Annotated in this window: 14 protein-coding genes and 1 pseudogene; 5 read left to right on the plus strand and 10 right to left on the minus strand. The window is 37.2% G+C overall.

The window, feature by feature from the left end:
* Positions 1-12: 12 nt before the first annotated feature.
* Positions 13-198 (plus strand): annotated as a pseudogene (locus tag OOZ15_RS20525) (IS1182 family transposase); the annotation flags it as partial.
* Between the two features lie 87 nt (positions 199-285).
* On the opposite strand, the gene OOZ15_RS14340 reads toward OOZ15_RS20525, so the two are convergent.
* From OOZ15_RS14340 to OOZ15_RS14360, 5 genes are all read right to left on the minus strand, one after another.
* Positions 286-981 (minus strand): NAD(P)-dependent oxidoreductase, encoded by a 696-nt coding sequence (locus tag OOZ15_RS14340; RefSeq protein WP_265957115.1) that lies wholly within the window; start codon positions 979-981, stop codon positions 286-288.
* Positions 982-994: 13 nt separating this feature from the next.
* Entirely contained in the window at positions 995-1,702 is a 708-nt protein-coding gene (locus OOZ15_RS14345; protein ID WP_265957116.1) for a DUF4386 domain-containing protein, read from the minus strand.
* A 23-nt stretch (positions 1,703-1,725) separates the two neighbouring features.
* Positions 1,726-2,469 (minus strand): DUF3108 domain-containing protein, encoded by a 744-nt coding sequence (locus tag OOZ15_RS14350; RefSeq protein WP_265957117.1) that lies wholly within the window; start codon positions 2,467-2,469, stop codon positions 1,726-1,728.
* Between the two features lie 157 nt (positions 2,470-2,626).
* Positions 2,627-3,217: a hypothetical protein gene (locus OOZ15_RS14355; RefSeq protein ID WP_265957118.1), complete on the minus strand. Its 591-nt coding sequence runs from the start codon at positions 3,215-3,217 to the stop codon at positions 2,627-2,629.
* 140 nt (positions 3,218-3,357) lie between these two features.
* Positions 3,358-4,491: a helix-turn-helix domain-containing protein gene (locus OOZ15_RS14360; RefSeq protein WP_265957119.1), complete on the minus strand. Its 1,134-nt coding sequence runs from the start codon at positions 4,489-4,491 to the stop codon at positions 3,358-3,360.
* 302 nt (positions 4,492-4,793) lie between these two features.
* Here OOZ15_RS14360 and OOZ15_RS20460 point away from each other — a divergent pair, with 302 nt between their 5' ends.
* On the plus strand, positions 4,794-5,054 hold the full coding sequence (locus tag OOZ15_RS20460) for a DUF4386 family protein (protein ID WP_416337324.1): 261 nt from the start codon (positions 4,794-4,796) through the stop codon (positions 5,052-5,054).
* A 452-nt stretch (positions 5,055-5,506) separates the two neighbouring features.
* Here the strand turns inward: OOZ15_RS20460 and OOZ15_RS14365 are convergent, their stop codons facing one another.
* The 4 genes from OOZ15_RS14365 to OOZ15_RS14380 form a co-directional block, all read right to left on the minus strand.
* On the minus strand, positions 5,507-5,713 hold the full coding sequence (locus OOZ15_RS14365; RefSeq protein WP_265957120.1) for a hypothetical protein: 207 nt from the start codon (positions 5,711-5,713) through the stop codon (positions 5,507-5,509).
* Positions 5,714-5,910: 197 nt separating this feature from the next.
* Positions 5,911-7,164 (minus strand): RNA polymerase sigma factor, encoded by a 1,254-nt coding sequence (locus OOZ15_RS14370; RefSeq protein WP_323053912.1) that lies wholly within the window; start codon positions 7,162-7,164, stop codon positions 5,911-5,913.
* 2 nt (positions 7,165-7,166) lie between these two features.
* Entirely contained in the window at positions 7,167-7,508 is a 342-nt protein-coding gene (locus tag OOZ15_RS14375; protein WP_265957121.1) for a YciI family protein, read from the minus strand.
* A gap of 64 nt (positions 7,509-7,572) precedes the next feature.
* Positions 7,573-7,926, minus strand: a complete 354-nt coding sequence (locus tag OOZ15_RS14380) for an iron chaperone (RefSeq protein ID WP_265957122.1) — start codon at positions 7,924-7,926, stop codon at positions 7,573-7,575.
* Positions 7,927-8,082: 156 nt separating this feature from the next.
* On the opposite strand from OOZ15_RS14380, the gene OOZ15_RS14385 reads away from it, so the two are divergent.
* Together OOZ15_RS14385 and OOZ15_RS14390 are read left to right on the plus strand one after the other, a co-directional pair.
* Complete coding sequence (locus OOZ15_RS14385) at positions 8,083-8,643, plus strand: sigma-70 family RNA polymerase sigma factor (protein ID WP_265957123.1); 561 nt, start codon at positions 8,083-8,085, stop codon at positions 8,641-8,643.
* A complete protein-coding gene (locus OOZ15_RS14390) occupies positions 8,640-8,897 on the plus strand; it encodes a hypothetical protein (protein WP_265957124.1) in 258 nt (85 codons plus the stop codon). The genes OOZ15_RS14385 and OOZ15_RS14390 overlap by 4 nt, the downstream gene beginning before the upstream one ends.
* Here OOZ15_RS14390 and OOZ15_RS14395 read toward each other — a convergent pair.
* Positions 8,894-9,709 (minus strand): UbiA prenyltransferase family protein, encoded by an 816-nt coding sequence (locus tag OOZ15_RS14395; protein ID WP_265957125.1) that lies wholly within the window; start codon positions 9,707-9,709, stop codon positions 8,894-8,896. The two genes, OOZ15_RS14390 and OOZ15_RS14395, sit on opposite strands and share 4 nt — an antisense overlap.
* A 227-nt stretch (positions 9,710-9,936) precedes the next feature.
* Here OOZ15_RS14395 and gcvP point away from each other — a divergent pair, with 227 nt between their 5' ends.
* Positions 9,937-12,786 (plus strand): aminomethyl-transferring glycine dehydrogenase, encoded by a 2,850-nt coding sequence (gene gcvP, locus OOZ15_RS14400; RefSeq protein WP_265957126.1) that lies wholly within the window; start codon positions 9,937-9,939, stop codon positions 12,784-12,786.
* The last annotated feature ends 196 nt before the right edge of the window (positions 12,787-12,982 follow it).

Here is a 12,982-nt window from a genome sequence, read left to right on the forward strand (position 1 = left end):
ATGTGAATAATCTTTAGCAGCGGGGAGAACTATGCCTTTCTGGAAAAGAAACGGATCAAAAGTTTTATCCCACCCCATGGCACATATAAAGGCGGCCCGGAAGGTTTTATTTATGTTGAGGCAGGAACTACTGGTTATGCCCGCAAGGCAAGAAAGTAACCTACCGCAAACAAAAAGTTGGAGAAAGGCACCTTAAAAGGACTCTTATGTATCTTGTTTTTATAAAACTAGTTACTTGTGCAATGGTTACCGCTGTTATGTACCTAGACTATTATAAAATATTTGCTAAACTTTAATATTGGATTTGTGAGCAAGTGCCGAAGGACTTTGACAACCAACAATTGCAGGTGCTTTATGAATTAGTTCATCATTTTCGAGCGCTTCTACCATAAAAAGGGCAAAATCGATTCGCCGTACAAGGTTGCTTTTCAAGATAGAATCCCCCACATGCTCACTCCATACAGGTAGTCCCTCACTTTCCCCCTCCTCGAGATTGCTGCCTCGCACAACAGTCCAGTTTTTATCACTGGCAAATACCAGATCACAGGCCCTAACCTGATCCTGAATATCAACGAGTCGCAACATTTTAGCAATCCAACCGGCAACTTTTACAAGCGTTTTCATCATCCACGTATATTCATCCTTCCCGTCTTTAGTAATATGCCACCCGCAGGAAAAAATCAGACGTGCATGGGGCTCGGCAAAATCCAGTACCGCTTGTGCCGTTCCTGATGAGTAATTGTTAACTCCCCACGGTGCCAACACGGTGAGCACTCCATCACATCCTTCTACGGCTTTTTTAATCACCTGCCGGCCATTTGTCATTCCCGGGACAATGGTTATCCGATCTTTAAACTGATCCAGTTTTTCGACACTTTTTTTCCTGCAAACACCGACAACCTCGTAATTTCGATCCAGTGCATGCTGAACCATATATTTGCCAAGTTTCCCTGATGCTCCTATAATGCAAACTTTTTTCAATTGCTTATAAATTTTAAATGTTAGTGCTCACTGAATAAGTAGATGTTTCTTTTGCTCCTTTAATCAAAAGCCAAAATATAATTGAAAATTCACCCATCACTAAAAAAGGTATCAAAATATAAGTGAACACGTCCATAAGTTGAATTTCCATAAGACTGACGAAAGCCGTAATTAAATAGGCAAAACAATTCATCACTAACAAAATGCCAAATATTTTTGGAATAAATTCTGATTTAATAACCAGAATCCCAAATGGCAAAAGCCAAAGTCCCCAGAAAATTTTCACGAATAAGATGCCCTGATCAAATAAATTCACAGCCCACAAGGCCATTGCATTTTGTTCACTGATGTCAAAAACACTCAGATAATTGGTTCCACTTGCAATCATTTCAGCAGGCACCAATGCTAGAGTACTAAGAAAAGTTATAGGCACAGAAACAGACACCAACGTTACCAGAAGTCTCGCCTGCTTCGAATCCACATCTTTAAATAAACGGTAGAGTGTTAATGCCAGAAAGATGAAAAATACATTGCCGGCTAAGCTACTTACTATACTTAATTGGTATATCCATCCTGAATCGACGATGTTTTGAACTGTTGCAGAGGCATCTCCGGAAACTGTAATGTTGAGGGGTACATACATTGTTCCAAAACCCCCCGCTATTGCTAATAGCAGGTACCATAGCCCCGCAGTTCGTGCAGTTTTTTTTCTTGAATTCATATTTGGTTGCTTAGTCTGATTTTTTAAAAAGTTTCATTTAATTCCATTGACATTTTCCTACCGTTAAAATCGATATTCTGTTTAAGGATTTTTCGAGTTTTGTCATCTATATAATAGGTACTGATTGCGGTGTTCTTTGAAATATCATCGGTGGATTGGACTTTCCATACGGAATGTTCTTGTTCGTTTAAACGCATCGATGTTTTTTCCACACTTTTTACCGTTGCAGTAATGACCCCGGTTTTAGCCTTAGGGTTATAATCAAAAATTGAAATCACAGTGGAATAGTCCTCTTCCAAGGGAAGACATCTTATGAGCTGTGGATAAAAATTACTGTCGAAATATGACTTTTCGGTTTTTTCTGAAATAGTTGTTTTTGTTCCTGTTTTTTTATCCAGATAGTAACCTGTTACCGCTTTTCCAAAATTTAACACCATATCCCTTTGTTGATTATAAGATGAATGGTAAACCGGCTTGAAATTTGCGGTTTCAACAACGGTAGTGTCCGTCCATTTTGAAGCAGTTTGTTTCATATCAACTGTGGTGATGACAACTATTTCCTTTTTATTCTTCTCAATTTTAGTAAATACTTTTCCAATTTCGATCTTGACAGTATCCTGTAACATAAACCAGGTCATTTCTGAACTTTCGTCCGCAACAAATTTTTTATCAGCTGGATTATTATCAGGATTTAGTACGGCTTTTTGACTAAACGCTTGTATTGAAACACATACTACAATTAATAAAATAAAGTTTTTAATCCTCATGTTTTTTCATTTAAACATTATTGTTATACAGCTTGTTAGTATACTAACCTGAAAAATTGTTACACTTTTAATCCTTAAAATTCGGATTAAAAGCTTTGCAAAAGTTAAAGAACCAAACACAGTAGTGGGGGTTCTATGAAACAAAGCAACCTTACTTTTAGAACTGATATCCGATATAAAACCAAATATTATTAACATATTTATGCTGCTCTATCTTTGTATCTCCCCATTGTGTTTCTGGTATGCTATTAAAGTAATAGCGAAATGGAATGGATGCATTGATATACAAATGCTTCACACCAAACAGATTTATTTTTTTATAACCTATAGCAAACCCGATAGTGGCTGTTTCATTATCTATCCTTCTGTCTGATATCAAGTGATTATATTTATCGCGGACATAAGCCATACTTCCGCTTGCATACCAGTTTTTTCTCTTGAAGAAAAATCGGTCATAATACAATTCATATATTCTAAAATAACCATCTACATTTTTTCCATCTACGGCATATGCTTGCCATTTGCTACTTAAATGTTGCTCAGTAAGTTTTACTTCACCAGCCATCATCCTTATTTGATGTTTCGGGTTGATACGGTAACCAACCTCTCCGGCAAAGTTTTGGAATCGGTTCATACTCATTTCTAATGTTTCATAGCCAATAAACCATTTTTGTGTTTTTAAGCTGTCCTGACCAAAAGCATTGTGCTGAAAAATTAACACCAATGCAAACAGGGATAATAATTTCATCTGTTTTACCATTTCATATTTTTTTAATTTAAAACAAAGATGAATTACACGCTAATAAAAATCGCCCCAATATGTAAGGTGGGACTTCATTTCGCTCTCAGGCATACCAACCCATAAGTAAATCTAGAAAAGTTGCATTATTAACTGGAGCCTAAATGAGACTTAACCTGCTTTAAATATTGAGTAGGTGAAAGACCGGTGACCTTTTTAAAGTTACGGTTGAATGTGGTCTTTGAGTTAAAACCACAATCATATGCGATGGAAAGTATTGTGAATTTTTGATTGTCAGGACGTGATATCTCATGTTTGAATTGCTCTATCCGATGTCTGTTGATATAGTCGAAAAAGTTTCGTTGTTCCTTAGTGTTGATGATTTGGGAAAGTGTATTGGGATGAACTTGCAATTTTTCAGCCAGATCATTTAAACCAAGGTAAGGATTTAGAAAGGGTTTCTCCTCTTGCATTATTTGTGTCAAATTCTCATATATTGCGTCTGCCTGTGAGTACGATAGATTTGATTTTTCGTATTTGTTTTTTTTAGATGTACTGATTCTCTCTTCAATATTATTTTGAATTGATTGAATGATGGGCTTATCTCTAACAAATTTGGTGGGATTGGTAAAAATCCCCACTTGCTTTATCCCAAAAAAACCGATAAAAAATACATAAACGACAATAGCCCCAAATATGACCTCGTCTGTTCCAAAAATAACCAACAACCAAATAATGCCAGATCCTAATATCAGATAACGAAGCCAAGACAAATTGATTTTTTCAGTGTTTGAAAAGAGATTTGTAATGTTTTTCTTGTGTCGATATAATTTTTGTAATGACACAAGGGTATATCCAATCCCTGAAATAATGATTGCGACAAACAAAATGATCAACAATACTTCAAAACCGGCTCCTTTGTTATCATATGTGTTTATTTTGTCATGATAAGGTAATATGAAAAAAGGGTGTAAAGTACATAGTCCTACAAAATAGGGAACAAAGTGCAACGCCATTTTTGCTTTTAGCCTTTCTTTTTGAGTTAGGGCTGTAACATATAAAAATATAAATGACCCATGCAGTAAAGGCATGGGAAGATCAAACCCTAAAAGGTAAGGAAATTGACGGTATTGCTTGGTGATATATAGGTTGAACATAAACAAATGAACCCCTGAAATAAGGAGCCATAAAGCCAGTATTTTATCCGCTTGACTTTTGTCCTTTTTTGTCAAAAGGATAACACATAAAAATAAGGAAATGATAACTCCAACAGTATACAACATATTGTTTATTGTGCTTTTCTAAAGATATCAGTAGAGCTATTTTTATCATAAACTCCTGTACCAAACTTGTCCAGATAACACTATCCTAGATTGTATGTTTTGTTAGTATCCCAACTCGGGGATTTGTTACACACTTTTAATCCTTAAAATTCGGATTAAAAGCCTATTGAAGTTAAATGACTACGTAAAAACCCAGATGTTTCAAAAGCTCAGTAGCAATTATCATATTTTCTTAACAATCGTCAATTTTCACATGATTTCTTTTATCTATTTTTGAAAGACAAAAAATAAAAATTACAAAAATGTCAAACACTTATCTCGCTCGACTATCCGGCTTAGTGTATTTAATATTTATTCTAACCGGTATCTATGGTCTTGTCTACGTGCCTTCGACACTTTTTGATTGGGAAAACCCTGCTTTAATAGCAAACAACATACTTGATAATGAATTGACTTTCAGGCTTGCTGTCACAGCTGAAATTGTTTGCCTTATCTGCTTTATTTTTTTGCCCTACTACTATACAAACTGTTATCACCTGTCAATAAAAATATGGCGGTATTGATGATCGCTCTTTCCATTTCAAGTATTCCGATGACGCTAACGCATGTGGCAAAGCATGTCGATGTATTAAAAACCAGGAATACTTGAACGCCTCAACTACAGAATTTATTCAGGCTAATGTTATGCTCAAACTTGCTTTTTTTAATAATGGCGTTTTGGTATCAAATATATTTTGAGGTTTATGGTTATTACCTTTTGGTTTTTGACTGTTGGTGCCAGGCCAAGTATTTTAAAGAGAAAGAATTAATCCCCTGAAGGTTTCATCTTAGTGTCTATCCTTTTCTTGATTCTACTAAGTGATTCAGATGTATATCCTAAAAAACTCGCCAAATGTTGTTGAGAAACACGTTGAACCAAATCAGGTCGCTTTTCGAGTAGCATTTGGTATCGCTCTAATGGATTACAATGTATATAAGCTAAAAGTCTCATGGGTTTGTTTAAAAATGTCTTCGGTTAAAATTCTGCATAGGGATTCAAATCGAGGATATTTTTGGATAAATTCGGCATCATCGGGTCTGAAATATGCAACATAAATTGTTGAATCTTCAAGACATTCCAGATAATATGCAGATTTTGGGTCTTCAACATAGAATAAAACAGATTTTTCTTTTCCGTCATTGGAAAAATCTTTACTATTCTGGAAATTAATTCATTTTGCATATCTTTTTCATTTTTCTTCTTGTCATTACACGAAAACATCCCGATAAATTACCGGGAACACTCCATCTATATTTTATAATCTGTTAGTATCCTGACCTATGAATTTGTTACATTGTTTATTCCTTAAAATATACGGGGTAAAAGCTTAGGAGGAGTAAGAGACCACGCGAGAAGACTCGCGCGGTAGCGGAGGATCCTTATTGCATATTGCCTTTTGCTTTCAATTGCTCAATTTCCCTTTTGATGGTTTGTTTTTCAGTTTTGGATTTTGTCAATTGAATAGCTTGCTCATAATGGTCAATCGCTTTGTCAATAACTAATTCTGCATACAAATACCCCAATAATTTATGATAATAATTGCTTTCGGTCAGGTTCAACTTTTCAGCTTCGATAATGGCTTTTTCACATCCGTAAACTTTGGCAAAAGCAAATGTTCTATTCAATGCAATCACAGGCGAATATTCTATTTGGATCAGTTGATTGTACAATTGCAAAATGTGCTGCCATTTGTTTTTATCAACAGGCGTTGTATGCCAATAGGCTATCCCTGCCTCGAGGTGAAATTTGGAAATGTCATTCCCTGTACAAGCATTCACTAAATAATAATTGCCTTTTTCAATCAGTGATTTGTCCCATAGGTTTTTATCCTGTTCATCAAAAAGAATGGTTTCTCCTTTGTCGTTTGTCCTCGCTTCAAGCCGTGAACTTTGGAAGCACATTAAAGCAAGTAAGGCATTTGTCTGTGGTGTATTGGTTAATGGATTTTCTGTAAGTATCAAAGTAAGTCGGACAGCTTCCGAACAGAGTTCTTTCCTGATTAACTGATTATTAGTTTTTGAAAAGTAACCTTCATTAAACAGCAAGTACAATGTTCTTAAAACCGTATCTGATCTTGATTTTATTTCTGTTTCACTTAATGATTTGATTTTAAAATTGTCGTTGCAAAGATTATTCCTGGCCCTTAGCAGGCGTTTTTTTATGGTTTCGGTTTTGGATAGGAAAGCATTGGCGATTTCCTCTACACTGAAACCACATAAAACCTTAAGCGCCAAAGCAATCTGACTCTCGGTAGAATTAGCAGGATTGCAAACCGCAAAAATCATTGCCAATTGACTATCCGCAATGTTTTGATTGCTAAATTCGAAGTCCTTTTCTTTCTCAAGTTCTTTCGGTTTTAAGACATCTTTGATTTTCGTTTCAAAAACAGAAATGTGTTTGAAATAATCTTTGGTTTTGTTCTTTGCTACCGTATAAAGCCAAGCCGTTGGATGATCAGGAACACCATTAATTGCCCAATTTTCAGAAGCTTTCAGAAATGTGTCGCTTGCGATATCTTCGGCAATTTCAATGTGTTTTAAACCAAAATGACGGCATAAAACAGCCGTCATTTTTGCATATTCCTGTCGGAATAAATGTGGTAAAAGTTCCTTATGTAATTGTTTATTTCCCAATACTAATCACGTTTCATAACTTCCCGAACTTCAATATTGCCACCGATTTTGAAAATCGGGTTTTCTTGTGCCATTTCAACTGCTTCATCAATCGTTTCGGCTTTTACCACAATATAACCACTGATAAATTCCTTGATTTCGGTGTAAGGACCGTCCGTTACCACATTGTCGGGTTTTACGGTTTTGGCACTTCCCGGAACGGGCAAAAGGGTATTTCCCTTGTCCACCAACTTGTTTTGTGCTGCAATGCTTCCCAGCCAGTTCATCCGTTCCTGCATTTGTTCAGGCGATGGTTTAAAGTCGGTAATGTCTTTTAGTCTGAAGATTAATGCAAATTCTTTCATTTTGATTGTTTTTTAAATTCACCCTAATGACGATCGGCATATACAAATGGGGACAACTTTTGCTTTATTTCTTATTATTAGTGTTGTTTTCTGTCACTCTATATTTCACAATTCTTTCAATTAGTTCGTAGGGCATTGGTTTGTCAAGTGGAAATTGGACTGAACCTTTGCCATGTTTATATTTTGAAAGTTCGTCTTTAAATTCACTGTGCCCAGTCGGTGTGGCATAAAATCCTATATGATTTTTATATGCAGCAAAGTAGACCAGTGGTTTCCCGTGAATCTTATAACCGGGCATGCCATAAGAAATTTTTTCTTCGGCTTCCGGGGCGTTGTCCTTTATCAACTTTCGCATGTTTCGTAAAATGCCTTGAACATTTTCTGGAAATTGCTCAATGTATTTTTCTATTTCATCCATTTTGTCGTTTTTTAAGCTAACACACAACTCGTTACACAAACACTAAAATTACAGATTTTCATTCGACTTCAGAAAAACTTATTGTTAGCCGATTAACATTTCTCTATAATTTCCAATGAAAAAAATAATGTACATTTGATATAAAATAAATTGCTTGTGCCCAAAAACAAACTAAATCCTTCCAATTGGGTAGATCTGTATGCAGACTACCTTTTTAACTATACCATCACTAGAGTAAACGATTCCGTTGTCGCTGAAGATTTGGTACAGGAGACCTTTTTGGCAGGATTGAAATCGGCCGCTAACTATAAAGGGGATGCCGCAGAACGCACCTGGTTGATCTCTATCCTGAAAAGAAAAATAATTGATTATTACCGCAAGATCAATTCAAAAAAAGGAAAAGCCGAAATAAAAATGGGCTATTCCAACAAGGAAGATGGGGAAGGCGATTGGCTTGAAGACCATATAGCCGATCCTTTTGATATTAATGCGGAAGACGCCATGCAAAATGAAGAACTGGGCTTAGCAATTCAGGAATGTGTTATGAAACTTCCCGAAAAACAAGCCAAAGTATTCACTATGAAAACGGTACAAGGTATAGATACCGAAGATATTTGTAAAGAATTGAATATCACTCCGTCTAATTTATGGGTGATCGTTCATCGCGCCAGAACTGCTTTGATGGACTGTTTAGAAAATAATTGGTTTAAAAAATGAGTAGCATAAAAAAGTACTTCTTAATCTCTTGTGAGGAAGCAAAACAGATTTGTGACAAAATGCAGTATGGAGAAGCTACATTTTGGGAAAAGATGAAGTTAAAATTCCGACTGATGTGGTGCGACACCACCAAATCGTATTCCGAAAAAAACGGAAAGCTCACAAAATTGTGTAACGAAGCCAAGCTGAAATCATTGGACGCACAAAAAAAGGAGGAGATGAAAAAGAAAATAAGTACAGGTACAGAAGTTTAAACAAAAAGTAAGAGAAGTCCCCACCAAAGCAAAGGAATACTTTCCACAAAAAAACTAGAATAATAATCCGATTGCTCTTTTCGAGCAAACCCAATCAACAACAGACTCACAAGCCCTACACCCCACTCCACTAACTTTTCATTCAGGGTTAAATCATTTTTAAAAAACGTAAGCAAACAGAACAGGGTCACTAAAAAAGCCCCTAAGAATTTTACATTTTTGACCCCCATCACCTGCGGAAGTGTTAGTAGCCATTTTTCATCGGTTTTCAGGTCTCTTATTTCAAACGGGATCATTATGGCGACAATAAAAATAAAACGCTGTAATAATTCCAAATAGACTTCTCTACCTATCGATATTTCAGCATTTAGCGCCGGCAGTAAAACCGTAGAGATCGACCAGGTCAACCCGACGATATAGATTTTCATTCCTTTTAGACTTCGGAAATTTCTCTTACTGCTTATTGCAGGAACCACATAAAAAAAGGCCAATAAGACAAGTACGCCCACAGCTATTAAGGTAGCCTTATTCAGTTGGAACATATAATAAACCGCAATAATGAAACAGGCACCACTAAAAAATTGAATTGCCCTATAATATTTATTCGAGACAAAGATGTAATACTTGGCATGCGGACTGTATTTTATAAAACCGTACTCAACTATGGTTCCAAAAAACAAGGCATAACTAATGGCTTCGTCATAAGGCAGATCAAAATTGGACAAGCTCACCCTCACTAGCGCATAAACAGCCAAGGCTACTTGAACACTTGAATCCAAATAAAAATCGAAAAGCCACTTCAACTGTTTCATATCAATAAAATAATCAGTGAAAATCTAATTCGTTCACAGACTGTGTAAAACTTTAGTTAAAACCCTTTCAAAAGTACTTTTTTAAACAAAACGATATCAATTTTTCATTGCAAATACATACAAGTACGATTAAAAAGGGATTCCCTCTCACCGATTTAACAAATTGTTTTTTTAGAGAGGAATAATATGTACTTTTGCGCAAATTATAACATTTTTAGACGCTTACAATGAGAACAGATTCTTTTGTTACAAGGCATATTGGCCCTCAACAAGATGATTTAGGCACCATGTTCAAAACCATCGGTGTTAAAAATATGGATGAACTTCTATACGAAACATTCCCTGACGGAATTCGTTTAAGATCAGACCTTGATCTTCCGGAAGCAATGACTGAGCACGAATATTTGATTCATTTAAAGCAACTGGCCAGTAAGAACAAAATTTATAAAACATATATAGGTTTAGGTTATCACGAATCCATCACACCATCGGTGATACAAAGAAACATCTTGGAAAATCCGGGATGGTATACCGCCTATACACCTTATCAAGCTGAAATTGCACAAGGGAGGCTGGAAGCACTTTTGAACTTCCAAACCATGATCTCCGATCTTACCGGGATGGAACTCGCCAACGCTTCCTTGTTGGATGAAAGTACCGCTGCTGCTGAGGCCATGACCATGCTCTATAGCGTTAGAAGCCGTGATCAGAAAAAGAACAACATCAATAAATTTTTCGTTTCCGAAGAAGTATTACCGCAAACCCTTTCTGTCTTAAAATCACACGCAGAACCGCATGGTATCGAATTGGTAGTTGGTGATCATACTTCATTCAATTTTTCAACAGACTTCTACGGAGTATTTTTACAATATCCGGGGAAATACGGAGCTGTTTTCAACTATGCTGAATTTGTTTCAGAAGCCAATAAAAACAACATCAAAGTTGCAGTTGCGGCAGACATCCTGAGTTTAGTCAACTTAACCCCTCCGGGAGAATTTGGTGCTGAAGTGGTTGTAGGTACTACGCAACGTTTTGGTATTCCTTTAGGATATGGTGGACCACACGCTGCTTATTTTGCCACAAAAGCAGCTTACAAGCGTAATATTCCGGGTAGGATTATTGGAATCACCAAGGATATGGATGGTAACCAAGCCTTAAGAATGGCATTGCAAACCCGGGAGCAACACATTAAGAGAGACAGAGCTACATCAAACATCTGTACCGCTCAGGTATTATTGGCCGTTATGGCAGGGATGTATGCCGTTTACCACGGACCTAAAGGCTTAAAATACATTGCGGACAAAGTACATCATTCTACTGTTGCTTTGGCCAATGCTTTAGCTGAATTGGGTTATGAACAATTAAACGAATCTTATTTTGACACTCTTTTGGTCAAGGCAGATGCCCAACAAGTGAAAAACATCGCTGAGCTTCAGGAAGTCAATTTCTTATATATTGAAGACGACAAAGTAGCTATCTCACTCAACGAAGCTACTACTTTGGAAGACCTCAACACCATTGTTCAAATTTTTGCTGATGCCGCCGGAAAAGATACTGTAAAAATCGACCGTCTGGCAGAAAACAAAGCTATTTTGAACGGAACTACCCGTGTTTCCCCATTTTTGGAACACGAGGTTTTCAACGCATACCATTCTGAAACAGCTTTGATGCGATACATCAAGAAACTGGAACGCAAAGACCTCTCTTTAAACCACTCTATGATCTCATTGGGTTCTTGTACGATGAAATTGAATGCCGCTTCAGAAATGCTGCCGATCAGCTGGCCTGAATGGGGAAATATCCACCCTTTTGCTCCGGTTGAACAAGCTGCCGGTTATCACGAGGTCTTGAAAACACTTGAAGAACAATTAAACGTTATTACCGGTTTCACCGGAACTTCACTACAGCCTAACTCGGGAGCACAGGGAGAATACAGCGGACTAATGGCCATAAGGGCTTATCACAAAGCCAACGGACAAGGACATAGAAACATCTGTTTGATCCCTGCTTCTGCACACGGAACCAATCCGGCTTCAGCGGTATTGGCAGGTATGAAAGTAGTGGTAACCAAAACCGATGAAAGAGGAAATATCGATGTTGACGATCTCCGCGAAAAAGCTGAATTGCACAAAGAAAATCTTTCCTCATTGATGGTTACTTATCCATCCACGCACGGAGTTTTTGAATCCTCTATCAAAGAAATTACGCAGATTATCCACGACAATGGCGGACAAGTATATATGGATGGTGCCAATATGAACGCACAGGTTGGATTGACCAATCCGGCAACGATTGGAGCCGATGTTTGTCATTTGAACTTGCACAAAACCTTTGCCATTCCACACGGTGGTGGTGGACCGGGAGTTGGACCCATCTGTGTTGCTGAACATCTGGTAAAATTCTTACCGTCTAATCCAGTGATAGAAACAGGAGGTAGCGAAGCTATTGAAGCTATTTCTGCCGCTCCATGGGGAAGTGCTTTGGTCTGTGTTATCTCTTACGGATATATTAAAATGTTGGGGGCTGCCGGTTTAAAACAAGTAACCAGCACAGCCATTTTAAACGCAAACTACATTAAAAGCAGGCTTAATGGTTCGTTTGAAGTTTTATATACCGGAGAAAAAGGAAGGGCTGCCCACGAAATGATCATTGACTGTAGACCGTTTAAAGCCAAAGGCATTGAAGTAACCGACATCGCCAAGCGATTGATCGACTACGGATTCCACGCACCTACGGTTTCTTTCCCAGTTGCAGGTACTTTGATGATCGAGCCTACGGAAAGTGAAAGTCTTGCTGAATTGGATCGTTTTTGTGACGCCTTGATCGCGATCAAAAATGAAATTGACGAATTACCGGAAGACAGCACCAACAACGTACTGAAAAATGCTCCGCATACATTAAAAATGCTTACCGCAACAGATTGGCCGTTCTCTTATTCCAGAGAAAAAGCGGCTTATCCACTTGAACATATCGCTGAAAACAAATTCTGGCCTACCGTAAGACGTGTAGATGAAGCCTATGGCGATCGTAATTTAATGTGTACCTGTGCTCCTATCGAGGATTATATAGAAGCATAAACTTAGCAAACTCTATAACATCAGAACTAAGGGGTTGTCTAAAAAGTATAAAACCATTGTCATACTGAGCTTGTCGAAGTATAATTCATTGCAATACAAAAAAATGTCTTCGACAGGCTCAGACTGACATATCAATCCGTTAAATACTTTTCAGACAACCTCTTTCTATTTTTCACAAGGAAATATGTAACAATCA

The sequence above is a fragment of the Galbibacter kalidii genome, from assembly GCF_026241135.1.
In the GTDB taxonomy this organism is placed as follows: Bacteria; Bacteroidota; Bacteroidia; order Flavobacteriales; family Flavobacteriaceae; genus Galbibacter.